This window comes from Micromonospora reichwaldensis (assembly GCF_031845925.1).
Lineage (GTDB): Bacteria > Actinomycetota > Actinomycetes > Mycobacteriales > Micromonosporaceae > Micromonospora > Micromonospora reichwaldensis.
The window spans coordinates 32,520-52,691 of sequence record NZ_JAVRFL010000015.1 but is presented as its reverse complement, the minus strand read 5'-3'; the positions used below and the strand labels follow the sequence as shown (position 1 = coordinate 52,691).

Annotated in this window: 14 protein-coding genes; 6 read left to right on the top strand and 8 right to left on the bottom strand. The window is 73.5% G+C overall.

The features are described 5' to 3' along the window. The first annotated feature begins 86 nt into the window (after nucleotides 1-86). The 3 genes from RM555_RS14780 to RM555_RS14770 all read left to right on the top strand — a co-directional run bounded on the left by RM555_RS14780 (nucleotide 87) and on the right by RM555_RS14770 (nucleotide 5,140). Nucleotides 87-2,717: a CHAT domain-containing protein gene (locus RM555_RS14780; RefSeq protein ID WP_311412269.1), complete on the top strand. Its 2,631-nt coding sequence runs from the start codon at nucleotides 87-89 to the stop codon at nucleotides 2,715-2,717. 226 nt (nucleotides 2,718-2,943) lie between these two features. Next, on the top strand, nucleotides 2,944-3,810 hold the full coding sequence (locus tag RM555_RS14775; RefSeq protein WP_311412268.1) for an aldo/keto reductase: 867 nt from the start codon (nucleotides 2,944-2,946) through the stop codon (nucleotides 3,808-3,810). 61 nt (nucleotides 3,811-3,871) lie between these two features. After that, the gene (locus tag RM555_RS14770; RefSeq protein WP_311412267.1) at nucleotides 3,872-5,140 is read left to right on the top strand and encodes an MFS transporter; all 1,269 of its coding nucleotides are present in this window, start codon (nucleotides 3,872-3,874) and stop codon (nucleotides 5,138-5,140) included. Between the two features lie 329 nt (nucleotides 5,141-5,469). Here the strand turns inward: RM555_RS14770 and RM555_RS14765 are convergent, their stop codons facing one another. From RM555_RS14765 to RM555_RS14755, 3 genes are all read right to left on the bottom strand, one after another. Further along, on the bottom strand, nucleotides 5,470-6,351 hold the full coding sequence (locus RM555_RS14765) for an SDR family oxidoreductase (protein ID WP_311412266.1): 882 nt from the start codon (nucleotides 6,349-6,351) through the stop codon (nucleotides 5,470-5,472). A 219-nt stretch (nucleotides 6,352-6,570) separates the two neighbouring features. Then, nucleotides 6,571-7,971, bottom strand: a complete 1,401-nt coding sequence (locus tag RM555_RS14760) for an endo-1,4-beta-xylanase (RefSeq protein ID WP_311412265.1) — start codon at nucleotides 7,969-7,971, stop codon at nucleotides 6,571-6,573. Between the two features lie 289 nt (nucleotides 7,972-8,260). Further along, on the bottom strand, nucleotides 8,261-9,106 hold the full coding sequence (locus RM555_RS14755) for an ATP-grasp domain-containing protein (protein WP_311412264.1): 846 nt from the start codon (nucleotides 9,104-9,106) through the stop codon (nucleotides 8,261-8,263). Between the two features lie 115 nt (nucleotides 9,107-9,221). Here RM555_RS14755 and RM555_RS14750 point away from each other — a divergent pair, with 115 nt between their 5' ends. Both RM555_RS14750 and RM555_RS14745 read left to right on the top strand, forming a co-directional pair. After that, nucleotides 9,222-9,509: a DUF1905 domain-containing protein gene (locus tag RM555_RS14750; RefSeq protein ID WP_311412263.1), complete on the top strand. Its 288-nt coding sequence runs from the start codon at nucleotides 9,222-9,224 to the stop codon at nucleotides 9,507-9,509. Between the two features lie 319 nt (nucleotides 9,510-9,828). Then, nucleotides 9,829-11,697 carry an adenylyl cyclase gene (locus tag RM555_RS14745; RefSeq protein ID WP_311412356.1) on the top strand — a complete coding sequence of 623 codons (1,869 nt, stop codon included), beginning with the start codon at nucleotides 9,829-9,831 and terminating at the stop codon, nucleotides 11,695-11,697. Nucleotides 11,698-11,754: 57 nt separating this feature from the next. Here RM555_RS14745 and RM555_RS14740 read toward each other — a convergent pair whose 3' ends face one another. After that, on the bottom strand, nucleotides 11,755-12,114 hold the full coding sequence (locus tag RM555_RS14740) for a hypothetical protein (RefSeq protein ID WP_311412262.1): 360 nt from the start codon (nucleotides 12,112-12,114) through the stop codon (nucleotides 11,755-11,757). Between the two features lie 222 nt (nucleotides 12,115-12,336). Between RM555_RS14740 and RM555_RS14735 the strand changes: the two genes are divergently transcribed. Continuing rightward, nucleotides 12,337-13,680, top strand: coding sequence for a carbohydrate-binding protein (locus RM555_RS14735; protein ID WP_311412261.1), 1,344 nt, complete (start codon nucleotides 12,337-12,339; stop codon nucleotides 13,678-13,680). A gap of 94 nt (nucleotides 13,681-13,774) precedes the next feature. Here the strand turns inward: RM555_RS14735 and RM555_RS14730 are convergent, their stop codons facing one another. The 4 genes from RM555_RS14730 to kdpB form a co-directional block, all read right to left on the bottom strand. Further along, the gene (locus RM555_RS14730) at nucleotides 13,775-14,458 is read right to left on the bottom strand and encodes a response regulator (RefSeq protein WP_151452738.1); all 684 of its coding nucleotides are present in this window, start codon (nucleotides 14,456-14,458) and stop codon (nucleotides 13,775-13,777) included. Continuing rightward, nucleotides 14,455-17,007 carry a sensor histidine kinase gene (locus RM555_RS14725; protein ID WP_311412260.1) on the bottom strand — a complete coding sequence of 851 codons (2,553 nt, stop codon included), beginning with the start codon at nucleotides 17,005-17,007 and terminating at the stop codon, nucleotides 14,455-14,457. Before RM555_RS14725 ends, RM555_RS14730 begins: the two co-directional genes overlap by 4 nt. 91 nt (nucleotides 17,008-17,098) lie before the next feature. Then, nucleotides 17,099-17,980, bottom strand: a complete 882-nt coding sequence (locus RM555_RS14720; RefSeq protein WP_311412259.1) for a potassium-transporting ATPase subunit C — start codon at nucleotides 17,978-17,980, stop codon at nucleotides 17,099-17,101. Beyond that, nucleotides 17,980-20,166, bottom strand: a complete 2,187-nt coding sequence (gene kdpB, locus RM555_RS14715; protein ID WP_311412258.1) for a potassium-transporting ATPase subunit KdpB — start codon at nucleotides 20,164-20,166, stop codon at nucleotides 17,980-17,982. The genes RM555_RS14720 and kdpB overlap by 1 nt, the downstream gene beginning before the upstream one ends. Between the last annotated feature and the right edge of the window lie 6 nt (nucleotides 20,167-20,172).

Genomic DNA, 20,172 nt, shown 5'->3' with positions numbered 1-20,172 from the left:
GTCAATTGAGCGTCGGTCAGGTGACTGATGCCCGACCCGCCTCGGGGCGATTGACCGGGGAGCGCGACTGCGGGATTCTTCTTGGCATGGCCGACAGCGCCGCTCCCGGTGCCGTCCAGGCCCAGGCCGCGCTCGACGCCGTCCAGCGCTACCCCCACGAGGCGATCGCGATCGCCCGGCAGGTCCTCGCCGCCGGCCACCCCGACGCCGACGAGCGGTCCACCGCCGAACGCGCCATCGGGCTGGCCCTGCGGGAACTCAACGACCTGCCGGGCGCCATGCGGCACCTGCGCCGGGCGGTGCGGGTCACCGACTCGCCCCGGGCGCGGGCGCTGGCCCGGATGAGCCTCGGGTACGTCCTGGCCAACGCCGGGCGCACCGGCGCGGCGCTTCGCGCGGTGACCCTGGCACTGCCCCGGCTGACCGGTGCCGACGCCGGCCGGGCCCGGATGCAGCGGGGCGTCGTGCTGCACTACCGGGGACGGTTCGACGAGGCGGTCCGGGACTACGGCATCGCGGTGGAGATCGCCCAGCGCGAGGGCGACCTGCTGCTGGAGGCGCGGGCGCGCAACAACCGTGGGCTGCTCAACGCCCACCGGGGCACCAGCCGGGACGCCGACGACGACCTGTTCCGCTCCGCGGCCATCTTCAGCCGGCTCGGGCTCGACCTGGCCGCTGCCGACGCCCGCTGGAACATCGGCATCGCCGCCGGCCAGCGCGGCGACGTCGCGGGCGCGCTGCGCAGCTTCGCCACCGTCGGCGACGAGTACCGTCGGTTGTCGGTGCCCCGGCCGGCGCTGCTGTTGGACCGCTTCGAACTGCTGCTCTCCGTACCGCTGGTCGACGAGGCGGTCGAGGTCGCCACGTCCGCCGTGACGGAGCTGCGGCGGCGCGGCATGGCCTCGGATCTCGCCGAGGCGCTGCTGGCGCGGGCCCGGGCGGCGCTGCTCGCCGGTGACCTGGACACCGCCGCGACCGCCGCCGCCTCGGCCCGGGCCCGGTTCCGCCGCCAGGGACGCCGCATCTGGGCCGCCTTCGCCCGACACGTCGAACTGCGCGCCGAGTTCGCCCGGGGCACCCGGTCGACGACCCTGCTCACCGCCATGGTGCGCACCGCCGGGCAGCTCGACGCCACCGGCTGGCCCTCGCCGGCACTGACCACCCGGATCGAGGCCGCCCGGCTGGCCGAGACGATGGGCCGGCCCGCCCGGGCGGCCGAACTGCTGGCGGTGGCGGCCCGCGCGCACCGCCGGGGCACCGCGCCCCACCGGGCCCAGGGCTGGTACGCGCTCGCGCTGCGGCGCCGGCTCGACGGTGACCTGCGCGGGGCCGCCCGGGCCCTGCGCCGGGGGCTGGGGGTGCTCGACGGCCACCGGGCCTCCCTGGGCGCCACCGAGCTACGCGCGCACAGCGGGGCGTACGGGCACGAACTCGCCGCCGAGGGACTGGACATCGCCGTGCGCACCGGCACGCCCGCCCAGGTGCTGGCCTGGGCGGAACGCTGGCGGGCCAACGCCCTGCGGATGCGCGCGGTGCAGCCGCCGCAGGACCCCGAGCTGGCCGCCGCCCTGGCCGAGCTACGGATGGTCAGCACCGCCCTGGAGGACGCGTTGCTCGCCGGGCACCCCGGGTACGCGCTGCGGCGCAGCCAGGGCCGGCTCGAACAGCGCATCCGCGAACTGGCCCGGGGCGCGCACGGCGGGGCCCGGGGAGCGGACGGCGGCGACCTGGTGGCACCGCCCACCGTTGGCGCCCTCGCCGCCGCGCTCGGTGACGCCGTGCTGCTGGAGCTGGTGGCGCACGGGCCACGGCTGCGGGCGGTACTGGTCCGCGACGGCCGGACCAGCCTGCACGACCTCGGCCCGCTCGACGAGGCGCTGGGCCGGGCCCGCCTGCACCGGTTCGGCCTGCGCCGGCTGGTCACCACCGGCGACTCGGCCAGCGCCCGGGCCGGGGTCGAGTTCGCCACCACCGCGCTGGACCAGCAGCTCTTCGACCCGGTACGCCGGCTGCTGCGCGACCGGCCACTGGTGATCGTCCCGATCGCCGCGCTGCACGCCGTGCCCTGGTCGGGCCTGCCGACCTGCGCCGGCCGGCCGGTGACGGTGGCCCCCTCGGCGACGGTCTGGCTGGGCGCCGTCGGGCGGATCGTCCCGGCCGGCCCACCGGTGCTGGTGGCCGGGCCCCGGCTGCCCGCCGCCGAGACCGAGGTACGTCAGCTCGGCGCGGCCCTGCCCGGCTCCCGCCCCCTCACCGGCAGCGCCGCCACCGCCGACGCGGTCACCGACGCGCTGAACGGGGCCGGGCTGGCGCACATCGCGGCGCACGGCGCCTTCCGCGCCGACAACCCGCTCTTCTCCACCCTCGAACTGGCCGACGGGCCGTTGACCGCGTACGAGTTGGAGCGGCTGACCCGCCCACCGGGCTGCGTGGTGCTCTCCGCCTGTGACTCCGGCCTCTCCGGCGTCCGGCCGGGCGACGAGGTGATGGGCTTCACCGCCGTGTTGCTGGCCCTGGGCACCCGCAGTTTGATCGCCACCGTGTTGCCGGTCCCGGCCGACCTGACCACCGCGCTGATGCTGGACCTGCACCGGCGGATGCGTGCCGGTGCTCCGCCGGCGGTGGCGCTCGCCGAGGCCCAGCGCGCGTTCGACACCGCCGGTGGTGGTGCCGCCCATGCCACCGCCGCCGCCTTCGTCTGCTTCGGCGCCGGCTGAGAGATCGTGTACGCCTCATCGGCCAGGGCCCCGTCGGGCCTCGTCATCGGACGGCCGGCCGTCACAGGCGGACGCGGATGCGGTCAGGACCGGAATGGACTTCGGGCTGTCGCTGCTGCCGCGGCGGAGCGCTTCCCACGATAAATAAACTAGCAGCGATCTTGCGCGCGCGGTATCCGGCAGACGACCGACTGCGCAGGTCAGCGGGGGTGGCTAGATTCGCCCAATGCCCAACACCGTAATCACTGCGGCGTCCGCAGGAACCTGGACGATTGGCGACCTTACTGTCAACCGAATCGGATTCGGCGCGATGCGTCTGACGGGCACCAGCAGTGCGCCGAGCGACCGCGACCGGGTCGTCGGCGTGCTGCGCCGGGCGGTCGAGCTCGGGGTGAACCACATCGACACCGCGGCGTTCTATTTCTCGCCGCTGCGGTCGGCAAACGAGTTGATCAACACTGCGTTGTCGCCGTATGCCGATGACCTGGTCATCACCACGAAGGTCGGACCGGGGCGCGACCCCTCCGGGGAGTGGCTGCCGCTGGCCCGGCCGGAGCAGCTGCGCGGACAGGTCGAGGAGAACCTGCGCCAGCTCGGCCGCGACCACCTGGATGTCGTGAACCTGCGCCAGCACGGGCTGGACTCGGTCGCGGAGCACTTCGGCGCGCTGGCCGACCTGCGCGACGCCGGACTCATCCGGCATCTCGGCCTGTCGAACATCCGCCCGCAGCACCTCGCGCAGGCGCAGGCGATCGCCCCGGTGGTATGCGTGCAGAACCCGTACGGCGTCGACACCCGACGCATGCACGACCAGTTCGTGCGCACCTGCGGCGAACAGGGTGTGGCCTTCGTGCCGTTCTTCGCGATCGCCGGCGACGGACGTGAGGCCGGCGGTGTGGCCGCCAACGCAGCGGTGCATGCCATCGCACGCACGCACGGCGTGACGCCGGCGCAGGTGCGGATCGCCTGGACCCTCAGCCGTGGGCCGCACCTGCTGGCCATCCCCGGCACCGGCAACCCCGATCATCTGGTCGAGAACGTGGCCGCCGGGGCGCTGCGCCTGTCTCCCGAGGAGTTGGCCAGCCTCGAGTAGCGGCGCCCGGCAGGGCGCAGCCCTGCCACGGGTCCACGACCGTCGACGAGAGGTCTGTCATTTGCAGACAGCGACAACGTCCATTCCCATCCCACCGCCGAACAGATCATGGCTCGTTGACCGAGGACTCATCCCCGACCACGGCCCTCGGCGCGTCCTGGCCGTCGCGACCTTCGTCAACATGCTCGGAAGTGGCATCTTCATGGCCAGCGCCGTGCTCTTCTTCACCCGCTCCGTCGGGCTCCCCCTCACGCAGGTCGCCCTGGGCATGGGCATCGCCGCACTCGTCGGGATGCTCGCCGGGACCCCGATGGGGCATCTCGCCGATCGACGGGGCCCGCGCGAGATCTATCTGCTGACTCTGGTCATCCGAGCCGCCACCATGGCTGCTCTGGCCTTCGTCCACACGTTCTGGCCGTTCGTCATCCTGGTCTGCCTGACCCAGCTCGCTCAATCAGCCGGCGGGGCGTCTCGCGGCCCACTGGTGCGCGGCTTCGGCGGCACGAACCCGGCCCAGTACCGTGCCTATCTTCGTGCGGTCGCCAACCTCGCCGGATGCTGCGGTGCCCTCGCCGTCGGCGCCGCAGTGCAGCTGGACACCCGCGCCGCCTACCTGGCCCTGATCGTCGGCAACGCCACCACCTTCGTGGCGTGCGCCGCCATCATCACCCGGCTGCCCTCACTGCCGCCGATCCCGGCACCCTCCATGACCGGGCGTTGGACCGCACTGAAAGACAAGCCCTACCTGGCAGTCACCATGCTCGATGCCATCATGGGAATCCACGGCCAGGTACTGATTTTCGCACTGCCGGTGTGGATCATCTCGCAGACCCACGCGCCGCATTGGTTCGTCGGGGTGGCCGTGCTGGTCAACACCGCCCTCGTCGCGGCGCTCCAGGTCAGAGCGAGCCGGGGCATCGACACCAGTCCAGCGGCAGGTCGAGCCATGCGCCGCTCCGGGATGGCGTTCCTGATCGGGATGGCCCTGATCGCCGCCACATCGGCGATGCCCGGATGGCTCGCCGTCACGGTGATGACGCTGGGGGTCGCCGCGCACACCGTCGGGGAGCTCTGGCACGCGGCGGGCTCGCTCGAGCTGCAGTTCCGACTCGCGCCTGCACACGCGCAGGGGCAGTACACGGGAATCTCCGGACTCGGCACGGGCCTGGCCAACGTCGCCGCCCCTTCCATACTGGGCCTGCTCTGCATCGCCTGGGGCGCCCCCGGCTGGCTGCTGATGGGCGGCATCTTCGTCGCGGTCGGGCTCGCCGCCCCGGCAGTCGTCCGGTGGGGCGAGCGAACCCGTCCAGACCCAGCGGAGGCCGTCTAGGGTCCGGCGACCCGGCAGCCGGAACTGAACTGGTTCTCCCACATTCCGAGGGCCGCATAGGACGTGTCGAAGTCATAGACCCAGATCTGGTCCCCACAAGCGCGGAAACAGGCCTGCGCCGGGGACGGCGAGTTCGGGTAGGGACCCGGTGCAGCCAGCACTGTCGCCGTCCGCTCGCACTGGGCGAGTTCGGCGACCTGCCGTCACCAGGTCGACTCGGGTTCGTGGCGACGTAGGTCGCGATGATCGCGCCCGTGCTGGTCACCTGGCTGCCGGCCAGCCGCGGGTCGAAGTAGCGGGCATGCCAGTCGCGAGCGGCAGGGCGACCCCTACTGCCGGCCGGTGAAGTCCTCGACGTGGTCGCGAGCCCACTGCGCGAACGTCAGTGCGGGCCGGCCCAGCAGATGCCGGACGGTGTCGGTGACCGGCTCGGGTTGCGTGATCATCGCCGCATGGCCGGCGATGATCGCGGCGGCTACGCCCGCCGGCATCTCGGGGAAGAGCTCGGCGGCGGCCTCTGCGGAGTCCATCTCCTCGTAACGCAGTGTCCGGCCGAGCGCGGCACCGATCGCCGCGAGCTGCTCGACCTGCGTCAGTTGCTCGGGGCCGGTCAGGTGGTGGGCCGCGCGCTGGTGCCGGTCGTCCGTCAGCAGCCGCGCCGCCACCGCCCCGAGGTCCGCCTCGTGCACCAGGGCCCGTCTGGCCTGGGGAACGAACCACCGCAGTACGTCCGACTGCTGGATCTGCGGCGCCCACGCCAGGGTGTTCGCGGCGAAGCCGCTGGAGCGCAGGAAGGCGTACTCGGCCGCCGATCCCGCGAGCAGGCCCTCCAGATGGGCGTGGGAGCCCAGGATGGTCCCGTCCGGCTCAGCGGCGTGGTCGGGGTCGTCCGGCACGCCGTGCGTGGACAGATAGACGATGCGCCTGACCCGCTCGGCCAGCGTCGCCACCAACCGACCTGCCGCATGGTCGGCGGTGACCGACGGGAAGACGAGGAACAGCCCGTCCACACCGTCCAGCGCGGCGCTCAGGCTGTCGCGCGCGGTGAGATCACCGCCGACCACCTCCACCTGCGGCCCCAGTGCCCCCGATGCCCTCGCCGGATCGCGGGACAGCACGCGCACCCGCACGCCCTCGGCCTCGACGAGCCGGGCGACGACCTGCCCGCCCACTCGCCCGGTCCCCCCGGTCACCAGTACCGTCCGCTGCACGCTCACACCAACCACGCCCTGACCCGCTCGACCGAACCTGCCGTGTCGACGGTAGAAGTTGAAGTGGACTTGAGGGCAAGTGCCGGCATGGCGCCGGCCCACAATGGCCGGCTGGGAGTCCGCCAGCCCCGACGACCGTCCAAGGCGGACACCGCAGAACCCGTGCGTACGGCGTCGGCGGCCCGGCGCGGAGCCCACCGCGCCGGGCCGTCGGACGGGTCAGCTCGCGGTGCAGGTGGGCGTGCTGGTCGGGCCGGTCCCGGTGCCCTGGAAGCCGAACTCGGTGGTGGCTCCGGCGGAGAGCCGGCCGTTGTAGTCGACGTTGCGGAACGTCACGGCGCCGCTGGTCCCGGTGGCGCGCGCGCTCCACGTGTTGGTGACCGTCGCGCCGCCAGGCAGGGTGAGGGCGACCGCCCAGCCGTTGATGGCCGCGGCGCCTGCGGTGACGCGTACCGTGGCGACGAAGCCGCCGTTCCACGAGTTCAGCGACACCGTCGCGGCGCAGTCGCCGGACGGCGGCGGGGTGGTGGGCGGCGCGGTGGTCGGGGGCGCCGTGGTGGGCGGCGGAGTGGTGCCGCCGTTGAGGGCGTCGAGGGTGGCGGTGTACGCCGGCTTCTTGTTGCCGCTGCCGTCGAAGAGCAGCGGGGTGCCGCTGGCCCGCCAGGAGTCCGTGTCCCGAATGCCCCACACGGTGATGCCGGTGCAGCGGGCCACGGCGAGGCAGTCGTTGGCCACATTGCGGTACGCGGTGGCCTGGCTGTCGCCGGAGCCCTCGATGTCCAGCTCGGTGATCTGCACGTCGACGCCGAGTGCGGCGAAGCTGGACAGCGTGGTGCGGTAGTTGCCCGGGTAGGGCGAGGCGCTGTTGAAGTGCGACTGGAGGCCCACGCAGTCGATCGGCACGCCCCGGGCCTTGAAGTCGCGGACCATGTTGTAGACGGCCTGGGTCTTCGCGTGCGACCAGTCGTCGGTGTTGTAGTCGTTGTAGCACAGCTTGGCGGTCGGGTCGGCGGCGCGCGCGGCGCGGAACGCCACCTCGATCCAGTCGTTGCCGGTGCGTTGCAGGTTCGAGTCGCGGCGGGCCCCGCTGCCGCCGTCGGCGAACGCCTCGTTCACCACGTCCCAGGAGTGGATCTTGCCACGGTAGTAGGTCGCCACCTGGGTGACGTGGTTGACCATCGCCTGGCGCAGCGCGCTGCCGCTGAGGTTCTGCGCCCACCCCGGCTGCTGGGAGTGCCAGGCCAGGGCGTGGCCACGCACCTGCATCCCGTTGGCGCGGGCGTGGTTGACGATGCGGTCGGCGTTGGCGAAGGTGAACTGGCCCTGGGACGGCTCGGTGGCGTCCCACTTCATCTCGTTCTCCGGGGTGACCGAGTTGAACTCCCGGTTGAGGATCCCGACGTACGTGGCGTCGGAGAGCTTGTGGGCGGCGACCGCGGCGCCGAAGTAGCGCCCCTTCTCGGCGGCGGACGCCCCCAGGGTCGTGCCGGCGCTGGCGCCGGACGCCACCGCGACCGTCGCGGCGGCGACGGCGAGACCGACCACGGCCGACGCCAGCGCGACGCGTGACCGCCGGCGGGTCACCGGGCGCCCGCTGGCACGGGCGAGCATGTTGTCCATGGCAGAGCCTTTCGATGAGCCGATTGGATGAGAAGGCCGCCTCGGCAACCGCCCGCCACGGCGTGGGGCCGGTGGAGTGGTCGCCCGGAGACCACGCCGCCGTCAGCATCCTCGACACCGTGAGTTGATCGAAGCCCTTCCATCGGACCGTATCGGAACATGTCCGGAACCTCAACGCCCGGTTATCGGATTATTTCGATAAGTGCGCGCCGCATCGACGCTCCGGCCGGGCTCACACCCTGCCTGCGAGCCGGACCGGCAGCGACCGAAGAGCCGGAAGTTTCGGTGGTCAGGACCCGCGACGCAGGACGTCGACCAGAGCGGCCGGGTCGATGGTGGACGGTCGGTCGCTGACCTGCCCGTCACCGAGTTCGACGATCCGCCAGACGCCGTCGGCGCGCAGGGCCAGGTCCACGGTCACGAACGGCAGCCCCAGCGCCGCCACCGCACCGCTCACCGGGCCCGCGTCGAACGCCTCCGGCGGCGTGTCGTGCGGACTGTCGGGATGGGCGCCGACGAGGACGCAGACGCCGTCGACCCACCACGTGCGGACCTCGGCGGTGGTGAACCGCTCGAACCGGCGCAGGACCAGGCCACCGACGAGGTCGTCGCCGCGCAGGTCCAGGAAGCGACTGGCGACCCGCCAGGCGGCATCGCCGTCGTCGAGATCCGGGATGAACGCCGCCTCGTGCCAGTGGTGCTTCATCGACTTGGTGAAGTCGCGCAGCACCGCCGCCCCGCCGCCGAGCGCGCGCCTCGCCCGGTCGAATTCGGCACGCTCGGTGCCGACCGTCCACGCCGAGCGTGGCGTCAGCTCGGCCAGGTCCGGGTACCAGCCCGGCAGCTCGTGGGCGCGCCGGTACTGCTCGCCGCTCGTCCGCAGGCTGACGCCCCGTCGGGCCAACGCGTCCGCGAAGGCGGCGTACTGCTCGCTGCGCAGCATCCAGCCGCGGTAGACCGCGACGCCCTCGGTCGTCATCCGTGACACCGCCCGCGACACGTCGCCACGGGTCAACGCGTCGTGGTCGACGACGGCGACCTCGACGCCGGCCTCCCGGGCGGCGCGGGCCTCCGGCGCGAAGTGGGCGTCCGGGTGGCGCGGTCGTAGCGGGTCCGAGGCGACGATCAGGAGCACGGGTGCATGCTGCCCCATCGGCGCTGACGACGCGAGCGCCCCCGGGCCGGCGCGGGACCGGCCGGCGAACTCCGCCCGCCCCGAGGAAGTCGGCCCCCGCTCCTATGCTGAGCCGATGGACCTGGAGTTCGGTGGTGAGCTGTGGTTCTGGCGGGGCCCGGCACCGTGGCACTTCGTCACCGTCCCCGAGGACGGCTGCCAGGAATTGGCCGCGCGATCGGCGGGCGTGAGCTACGGCTGGGGCATGATCCCGGTCTCGGCCCGGATCGGGAAGACCGGCTGGAGCACGTCGCTGTTTCCCAAGGACGGGCGCTACATCGTGCCGGTGAAGGCGGCTGTGCGACGGGCCGAGGGGCTGGCGGTGGGAGACACGGTGACGGTCCGGCTGGTCGTCAACGGGTGACCGGCCCACACCACGAACAGCGCGGCCGGCGCGGTGCCTCCGCGAGAACCCGCCCTGATCGCGGCGGCGCAGCAGTAGCGCGGGGCGGATCGACAGGGTAGAAACATCCCAACCCTTCTTTCACGGCGCGATAGAAGTCGCGATGGCGAGAGAGCGCTCTCACAAGAGCGTCGTCCCCCGCCGCCGCCCCATGAGGCAGGTCGACGACGACCGCGACCCGGCCACCGGCGCGCCACCCCGCGCCGCGCCGGAACACCTCCCCCACCACGTCGCCGAGCCCGGCACCCGCCCCGGCCGGCGGAGAGGACGAACGATGAGAATGCAGTCCCCCGACGCGCGACGGCGGCTCCGCCGGACGCTCGCCCTCGGCCTGGTGCTGACGGCCGTCGCCAGCACCACCGGCACGGCCGCCGCCGCCGGGCGGGCCCGGCACGGCGCCCCGGACTTCGGGCCCAACGTGACGATCTTCGATCCCGACACACCGGTCGCCGAGATCCAGGCGACCCTCGACGCGGCGCACGCCCGGCAGGTCGACGCCGAGATGGGCACCGCGCGGCACGCGTACCTCTTCAAGCCCGGCAGCTACGGTACGGACACGCAGCCCCTGCACGTGAAGGTCGGCTACTACACCGAGGTCTCCGGCCTGGGCGCCTCCCCCACCGACGTCACGGTCAATGGCAAGATCGAGGCCTACAACCGCTGCCTCGAAGGCGGCGGGACCGGCAACTGCATCGCCCTGGTCAACTTCTGGCGCACCCTGTCCAACCTGTCGCTGTCCGTCAACGCCACCGGCCAGGACGGCTGCCGCTCCTCGGCGAACTTCTGGGCGGTCTCCCAGGCGGTGTCCATGCGCCGCCTCGACATCAGCGGCGGCGGCCTGTCGCTGATGGACTACTGCACCGCCGGCCCGCAGTACGCCAGCGGCGGCTTCATCGCCGACTCCCGGCTGCCCGCCACCACCAACGGCTCCCAGCAGCAGTGGCTCACCCGCAACAGCGAGGTCGAGAGCTGGTCCAACGCGGTGTGGAACCAGGTCTTCGCGGGCACCGTGGGCGCCCCCGACGACGCCGACTTCCCCGACCCGCCGTACACCACGCTGGACACCACGCCCCTGAGCAGGGAGAAGCCGTACCTGTACGTCGACGACCGGGGCCGCTACCAGGTCCGCGTCCCCGCCGTCCGCCGTGACAGCCGGGGCATCTCCTGGGGCGACGGCATGACGCCGGGGCGCACCATCGGCATCCGGGACTTCTTCATCGCCAAGCCGTCCGATCCGGTGCACGTCATCAACGCCCAGCTCGCCCGCGGCAGGCACCTGCTGCTCACCCCCGGCGTGTACGACATCGCCCGCAGCATCGAGGTCCGGCGGCCTGACACCGTGGTACTCGGCATCGGCCACGCCACGCTCACCGCCGTGAACGGCGCCGTACCGCTGGACGTCGCCGGCGTGCCCGGCGTCGTCGTCGCCGGAGTGACCATCGACGCCGGCCTGACCGAGTCGCCGGTGCTGCTGCGCGTCGGGCGCGAGCACGGCCGCAACGCCAGCACCCCGCGCAACCCGATCACGCTCTCCGACGTGTACTTCCGCGTCGGCGGGCCGCACATCGGCAGGACGCACACCGCGCTGGAGGTCAATGCCGACCACGTCCTGATCGACCACACCTGGGTGTGGCGCGGGGACCACGGCGTCGAGGGCTTCACCGAGGGCGTCAACGGCGACACCGACCGCTGGCGGACCAACACCGGTCGCTACGGCGCCGTCATCAACGGCGACCACGTGACGGCCACCGGCCTGTTCGTCGAGCACTTCCAGCGGTACAACACGGTCTGGAACGGTGAGCACGGCACGACGATCCTCTACCAGAACGAGCTGCCGTACGACCCGCCGACGCAGGCCGACTGGATGAACGGCGCCGTCGAGGGCTGGGCCGGCTACAAGGTCGGCGACCGCGTGCGGCACCACACGCTGCACGGCGGCGGGGTGTACGTGTTCAACCAGAACAACCCGTCGATCCGCACGGAGAACGGCTTCGAGGTCCCCGTCGCCCCGGGCGTCAGGCTGCACCACGTCATGACCGTGAACCTGAGCGCCGGCACGATCGACCACGTGGTCAACGGCGTGGGCGCGGCGGCCGACACGACGCGGGTCGGCGAGCCCGTCTACGTCACGCGGTATCCCGCCGCGTAACCGCTGCGGGAGACCGGGTCGGACGGGGCGCGCACCCCGCCCCGTCCGACCCGGTCGTCAGCCGGCGCAGTTGTTGTTGCGCGCGGGCTGGGTGAGCTTCTCCTGGGTGCCGAACTTCGCGTAGACCCGCAGGTAACACGGCAGCTCGACGTCGCCGTAGTAGCTCTGCACCTCGTTGGCGTAGTGCGTGGTGCCGCTCTGCGCGACCTGCCAGCCGCCGGCGTCGCCCGACTGGATCTCCCAGTAGACGTCGCCGGAGCAGCCCTGCAGCCCCTGCGACCAGGCGATGATGTTGGCCCCGTTGTAGATCTCGGACTGCACGAGCGTGCAGCTCGCCGCCTGCGCCGGGCTCGCGCCGGCGAGCAGCCCCACGGTCAGCATCGCTCCGGCTCCGACCGCCGACATCAACTTACGCATGCTCGATCTCCTCCACGATGGACGGCAGGTGTCCACCGGAGGGTATCCCGTTCCGGAGATTAGCTCCACGGGCATCATCGACATTGGCGAAAAGTTTTACCGGCGCCTCTCCGGCAGTCGCCGGCCGCCCGCGACGGCCTCGTCGACGCGCCGCCTCCGCCCCGGCGCTTACATTTAACAAAGTTAATTGATAGCCTCCCGCCATCGACGAGGAGGAATGCCATGCGACTTCGACGTACGATGCCCGCGCTGCTGGCCGGCGCGGCGCTCACCGCCACCCTGGCGGCCATGCCCGCCGTGCACGGCCGCGCCGCCGCGGAGACCGCCCCCGACGTCGCCGTCGCGGCCTGCACCGCGCCGGCCTGGGCCGAGGGGACCACGTACGCCGCCGGCAGCCGGGTCAGCTACGCCGGGCGCTCCTACCAGGCGCTGGTGACGCACACGCCCCCGCCGGGCGCCGGCTGGAACCCCGCCGCGACGCCCTCGCTCTGGACCGACCTCGGCGCCTGCGACGGCGGTGGCACGCCCGCACCCACCCCGACCGCCACGTCGGGGCCCTCCCCGACCCCGACGCCGACGCCCACCGCGTCGCCCACCCCGCCCGGCCCAGGCACCTGCGCCGGCAAGCCGAAGCCGGCCGGCAAGGTGCTCCAGGGCTACTGGGAGAACTGGGACGGCGCGGCCAACGGCGTCCACCCGCCGCTGGGCTGGATCCCGATCACCGACGCCCGGATCCCCGCGCACGGGTACAACGTGATCAACGCGGCGTTCCCCGTCATCCGCGCCGACGGCACCGTGCTCTGGGAGGACGGCATGGACGCCACCGTCAAGGTGCCCACTCCCGCCGAGATGTGCCGCGCCAAGGCGGCCGGCCTGACCATCCTCCTGTCGATCGGTGGCGCGACCGCCGGAATCGACCTCAGCTCGGCCGCGGTCGCCGACCGGTTCGTCGCGACCGTCGTACCGATCCTCCAGCGGTACAACTTCGACGGCATCGACATCGACATCGAGACCGGGCTCACCGGCAGCGGGAACATCTCCCAGCTCTCCCCGTCGCAGGCGAACCTGATCCGCATCATCGACGGGGTGCTCGCGCGGATGCCCGCCGGCTTCGGCCTCACCATGGCGCCCGAGACCGCGTACGTCACCGGCGGCAGCGTCACCTACGGCTCCATCTGGGGCGCGTACCTGCCGATCATCAAGCGGTACGCCGACAACGGCCGGCTCTGGTGGCTGAACATGCAGTACTACAACGGCAGCATGTACGGCTGCTCCGGCGACTCCTACCCGGCCGGCACCGTGCAGGGCTTCACCGCCCAGACCGACTGCCTCAACGCCGGGCTGGTCGTGCAGGGCACCACCATCCGGGTCCCGTACGACAAGCAGGTCCCCGGGCTGCCGGCGCAGCCCGGCGCCGGCGGCGGCCACATGGCCCCGGCGACGGTGGCCCAGGCGTGGAACACCTACCGGGGCGGTCTGAAGGGCCTGATGACCTGGTCGCTGAACTGGGACGGGTCGAAGGGCTGGACCTTCGGCGACAACGTGCGGGCCCTCCAGGGCCGCTGAGCCAACGCGCGCCCCGTCCGCCGACCGCGCGGCCGCACCCCCGCGGCCGGCGGTCGGCGGCGGGCACCCGGAACGCGCGGCGCCTCCGTCGCGTTCAGGGCCGGAACCGGTAGCCCATGCCCGGCTCGGTGATGAGGTGGCGCGGGCGGGCCGGATCGTCCTCCAGCTTGCGGCGCAGCTGGGCCATGTACTGGCGCAGGTAGTTGGTCTCGTTCTGGTACTCGGGACCCCAGACGTCGTGCAGGAGCTGGCGCTGGCTGACGAGCTTGCCCGGGTGACGCAGCAGCTGTTCGAGCACCCCCCACTGGGTGGGGGTGAGCCGGACGTCGGCGCCGTCGTCCCGGGTGACCGTACGGGCGGCGAGGTCGACGGTGTGCCGGCCGACGCGCAGCGTGGCGGTGGTCGCGTCGGCGCTGACGTGCAGTCGCCGGGTCACGGCGCGGATCCGGGCGAGGAGTTCGTCGATGCCGAAGGGCTTGGTGACGTAGTCGTCGGCGCCGGCGTCCAGGGCCGCGACCTTGTCCTGGCTGCCGGCGCGGCCGGAGAGCACGATGATCGGCACGTGCGTCCAGCCCCGCAGGCCCCGGATGACCTCCACCCCGTCGATGTCGGGCAGGCCGAGGTCGAGCACCACCAGGTCGGGCGGGTCGCTGGCGGCTGCCTTGAGCGCCGCCGTGCCGGTCGCGACGGCCTGCACCTCGTAGCCCCGGACCCGCAGGTTGATCCGCAGGGCACGGACGATCTGCGGCTCGTCGTCGACGACCAGGATGCGGGTCATTCCTGCTGCCCCTCTGCGGCGCTCGAGGTGGCGGCGGGCAACCGCAGCACCATGGTGAGGCCGCCCCCGGGGGTGGTCTCGGGAGTGATGCTGCCACCCATCGCCTCGGCGAGGCCGCGGGAGAGGGCCAGGCCGAGACCGACGCCGGTGGCGTTGTCCCGGTCGCCCAGGCGCTGGAACGGCAGGAAGACGTGCTCCCACTGGTCCTGCGGGATGCCGGGACCGACATCGATGACGCGCAGCTCCACCTGGCCGGCGTGGGCGCTGGCGGTGATGGCCGGGGGCCGCCCGGGCGGGCTGTGCCGCAGGGCGTTGGCGACGATGTTGACCAGCACCCGCTCCAGCAGCCCCGGGTCGGCGACGGCGGCGGGCAGGTCGGCGGGGATGTCGGTGCCGACGTCGGCGGCCTGCGGACCCAGCTCGTCCAGGGCCCTCGGCACCGCGTCCTCCAGCCCGATCGGCACGCGGGTCACGCCGAGGGCACCGGCCTGCAGGCGGCTCATGTCCAGCAGGTTCGCCACGAGCCGCCCGAGCCGGTCCAGGGACTCGTCGGCGGTGGCCAGCAGCTCGTCCCGGTCGTCCGCGTCGAACTCGACGTCGTGGCTGCGCAGGCTGCTCACCGCGGCCTTCGCCGAGGCCAGCGGCGTACGCAGGTCGTGGCTGACCGCGGCGAGCAGCGCCGTACGCATCCGGTCGGCCTCGGCGAGCGGCCGGGCGCTGGCCGCCTCCTCGGCGAGGCGTTCCTGCCGCAGCGCGACCGCGGCCTGCGCGGCGAACGCCTCCACGACGCGCCGGTCCGCCGCCTCCAGCCGCCGTCCGGAGAGCACCACGGTGAGCCCGTCGTCCACCGGCACGGCCGTCTCGCCCGCGCCCGGGTTGCCCGCCGGGTCCTCGCCGACGCTGGCCACGATCCGCCACGCCCCGTCCTCGCTGGCGTGCCCGGGCCGTCCCCCGGCGTCGGCGACGAGTTCGAGGACGCTGACCGCGCGCAGCCCGAACGTCTCGCGCAGCCGGTCCAGCAGCGCCGGCAGCGGACGCTCGCCGCGCAGGACGCCACCGGCCACCGTGGCCAGCGTCTGCGCGTCGGCGGAGGCGCGCGCCGCCTCTCTGGTGCGCCGCGCCGCGACGTCGACGACCCCGCTGACGGCCACGGCGACGGCGACGAAGACGCCCAGGGCGAGCAGGTTGTCGGCCTCGGCGATGGTCAGCGTGCGGAACGGGGGCGTGAAGAACCAGTTGAGCAGCAGGGAACCGCCCAGCGCGGCGACCAGCGCCGGCCACAGCCCGCCGACGAGCGCGACCCCGACGACGCCGGTGAGGAAGAGCAGGATGTCGTTGGTGAGGCTGAGGTCCGGCAGGGCCCGCAGCAGCACCGTCAGCAGCGGCATGCCGAGCCCGGCGAGGCCGAAGCCGAGCAGCCGGCGCCGCCGCGACAGCGCGGCCGGCACGCCCGCGCCGCGCCGCCCCCGGCCCATCTCCGGGTGGGTGACCAGGTGCACGTCGATCGGCCCGGACAGCGCCGTGGTGGTCACCCCCACGCCACGGGAGAAGAGCTGCGCGAACCGGCCGCGCCGGCTCGCGCCGAGCACCAGCTGGGTGGCGTTCACGCCCCGGGCGAAGTCGAGCAGCGCCGCCGGGATGTCGGCGCCGAGCACCTGGTGGTACGTGCCGCCGAGGCTCTCCACCAGCACGCGCTGCCGGGCGAGCTGCGCCGGATCGGCGCCGGCCAGCCCGTCGCTGCGGGCGACGTGCACGGCCAGCAGGTCCGCGCCCTTGCTGCGGGCCGCGACCCGCGCGGCGCGGCGGATGAGCGTGGCGCCCTCCGGCCCGCCCGTGAGCGCCACCACCACCCGCTCGCGGGCCTCCCAGGTCTCGGAGATGCCCTGCTGGGCGCGGTAGGCGCCGAGCTGCTCGTCGACCTTGTCGGCCAGCCACAGCAGGGCCAGCTCGCGCAGGGCCGTGAGGTTGCCGACGCGGAAGTAGTTGCCCAGGGCCGCGTCGATCCGGTCCGGCCGGTAGATGTTGCCGTGGGCCATCCGGCGGCGCAGCGCCTCCGGGGTCATGTCGACCAGCTCGACCTGACCGGCGGCACGGACCACCGCGTCGGGCACCGTCTCGCGCTGGGTCGTACCGGTGATGCGCGCGACGACGTCGTTGACCGATTCGAGGTGCTGGACGTTGACGGTCGACAGGACGGTGATGCCGGCGTCGAGCAGCTCCTGCACGTCCTGCCAGCGCTTCTCGTGACGCGAGCCGGGCACGTTGGTGTGGGCCAGCTCGTCGACCACGGCGACCTCGGGCCGCCGGGCCAGCACCGCGTCGAGGTCCATCTCGGTGAACGCGGCGCCGCGGTGGGTCACCACCCGACGCGGCAGCACCTCCAGGTCGCCGACCATCGCGGCGGTCTGGGCGCGACCGTGGGTCTCGACCAGGCCGACCACCACGTCGGTGCCGCGCTCGGCGCGCCGCCGGGCCTCCTCCAGCATCGCGTACGTCTTGCCGACGCCGGGCGCGGCCCCGAGGTAGATGCGCAGTTCTCCCCTGGGCACGCAGCCATCCTCCCTGATCACCGGCACGGCCGGTCGTCGGACCACGGACCACGGGTGGGGCGGAGCACCCGGCCCCGCCCCACGCCGACCCTCACGCGACGGGCAGCGCCTCGTCGAGGGCGAGGTTGAGGGCGAGCACGTCGACGGCGGGGGCGCCCATGAACCCGAGCACCCGGCCCCGGGTGTGCTCGGCGACGAGGCGCCGGACCGCCGCCGGGTCCGCGCCCCGCTCACGGGCCACCCGCGCCACCTGGATGTCTGCGTACGCCGGACTGATGTGCGGGTCGAGGCCGCTGCCGCTGGCGGTGACCGCGTCGGCGGGCACGGCGGGGTTCTGTGGCGCGTCGCCCCGCACCGGCACGATCAGACCGCCGGCGGCCACGAGGTCCTCGCCGGGCCGGGCCAGCTCCACGGCCACCCCCTCGTACGCGGCGAGGAACGGGGTGGCCGGCGCGCTCTGGTTGACGCTGACGACCCGGGTGACGGTGCCGGTCAGCCCGTCGGCGCGGAACACCGCCAGCACCGCCCCCACGCCGTCGGGGGTGCAGTAGGGACGCCGGCCGTCGACGCCGTCGAGTTCGCCGACGGCGCGACTGCGGGCGCAGACCTGGCTGAGCAGGCTCCGGCTCGACGCGCGCGGGTCCACGGCGAGCGTGTCGACCACGCTCTCCGGGCCGAGGTTGGACGCCGCGGTGGCCGTCGGGTCGTAGCCGTCGCCGGCGGCCGACGGCCGGGACTGGAAGTACCGGGGCACGGGCGCGCCGTCGGCGGCGGTGAACGCCTGGCCGATCAGGGCGCTGCCGACCGGCCGGCCGTCGGCGGTGAGCAGGGACCCGTCCGCCCTGTCGCGCAGGCCGGGCAGCCGACCGGCGCCGACCAGGGCCAGCGGGTAGGCCAGGCCGAGCAGCACCGTGAAGACCAGCAGCGCGCGCAGCGCGGCCACGTGTGCGGAGAGCCAGGTGGGCAGGCGCATCAGGAGACCCCCGGGAGGAATTGCAGGAGCAGGTCGACGAGCTTGATGCCGACGAACGGCACGACGATGCCGCCGAGGCCGTAGACCAGCAGGTTGCGGCGCAGCAGCCGCGACGCCGACGCCGGCCGGTAGCGCACGCCGCGCAGGGCCAGCGGGATCAGGGCGACGATGACCACGGCGTTGAAGACGACGGCGGCGAGGATGGCCGACTCGGGGCTGGCCAGCCGCATGACGTTCAACGCGTCGAGGCCCGGGTGGATGCCGGCGAACATTGCGGGGACGATCGCGAAGTACTTCGCCACGTCGTTGGCGATCGAGAAGGTGGTCAGCGCGCCCCGGGTGATCAGCAGTTGCTTGCCGATCTCCACGATCTCGATCAGCTTGGTCGGGTCGGAGTCCAGGTCGACCATGTTGCCGGCCTCCTTCGCGGCCGACGTGCCGGTGTTCATCGCGACGCCGACGTCGGCCTGGGCGAGGGCGGGGGCGTCGTTGGTGCCGTCGCCGGTCATCGCGACCAGCCGGCCGCCCTGCTGCTCGCGCCGGATCAGGGCGAGCTTGTCCTCGGGGGTGGCCTCGGCGAGGAAGTCGTCGACGCCCGCCTCGGCGGCGATCGCCGCGGCCGTACGCGGGTTGTCGCCGGTGACCATCACGGTGCGGATGCCCATCCGGCGCATCTCGTCGAAGCGCTCCCGCATGCCGGCCTTGACCACGTCCTTGAGGTGGATCACCCCCAGGGCGCGGGCCGGCTCGCCGTCGACGTGCTCGGCGACCACCAGGGGGGTGCCGCCCGCGCCGCTGATCTCGTCGACGATCCGCCCGAGCTGCCCGGTGGGTTCGCCGCCGTGCTCGCGGACCCACCCGGTGACGGCGGAGGCGGCGCCCTTGCGGATCCGCCGGGCCGGCCGGAGCGCGCTCCCGTCGGGGTCGAGGTCGACGCCGCTCATCCGGGTCTGCGCGGTGAACGGCACGAACGTGGCGTGCGGGAGCAGGCCGGGCTCACGCTCGCGCAGCCCGAACGCCTGCTTGGCCAGGACGACCACCGAGCGGCCCTCGGGGGTCTCGTCGGCGAGGCTGGCCAGCTGCGCCGCATCGGCGACGAGGCTCGCGTCGACGCCGTCGACGGGCAGGAACCCGGCGGCCTGCCGGTTGCCGAGGGTGATGGTGCCGGTCTTGTCCAGCAGCAGGGTGTCGACGTCGCCGGCGGCCTCCACGGCCCGGCCGCTCATGGCCAGGACGTTGCGCTGGACCAGGCGGTCCATGCCGGCGATGCCGATGGCCGACAGCAGCGCGCCGATGGTGGTGGGGATGAGGCAGACCAGCAGCGACACCAGCACCACACCCGTCACGCCGGCGTCGGTGATCGCGCCGTTGTCGGGCGCCGCCGCCTGGTGGCCCTTGGCGAAGACGGCCAGCGGCTGGAGGGTCGCCACCACCAGCAGGAAGACGACGGTGAGCGCGGCGAGCAGGACGTTCAGCGCGATCTCGTTCGGCGTCTTCTGCCGGTTGGCGCCCTCGACCAGCGCGATCATCCGGTCGACGAAGCTCTCCCCCGGCCGCTGGGTGATCCGTACGACGATCCGGTCGGAGAGCACCCGGGTGCCGCCGGTGACCGCGCTGCGGTCGCCACCGGACTCCCTGATCACCGGGGCGGACTCGCCGGTGATGGCCGACTCGTCGACGCTGGCGATGCCCTCCACCACGTCGCCGTCACCCGGGATCAGCTCCCCGGCCGCCACCAGGACGACGTCGCCCTGCGCGAGCTCCGGGGCGGGCACCGCCTCGTCGCGGTACGTGCCGGCCGCGGCACCCGGCGTCCAGCCGCGCAGGCGGGTGGCCACCGTGTCCTTCCTGGCGTGGCGCAGGCTGGCGGCCTGTGCCTTGCCGCGGCCCTCGGCCACGGCCTCGGCGAGGTTGGCGAAGAGCACGGTCAGCCACAGCCAGGCCGCGACGGCGAACGCGAACGCCGACGGGTCGGCCAGCGCGAGCACGGTGGTGCAGGCCGCGCCGATCTCGACGATCAGCATCACGGGGTTGCGCCACAGGGTGCGGGGGTCGAGCTTGCGCAGCGCGTCGGGCAGCGACCGCAGCAGCTGCCGCGCGTCCAGCAGGCCGCCGCCCCGGCCACCGCGTACGGCGGAGGTCCCCGCGTCGGCCCGGGCCTCGGGTGCCCGCGTGTCGACGGTCATGGTCTC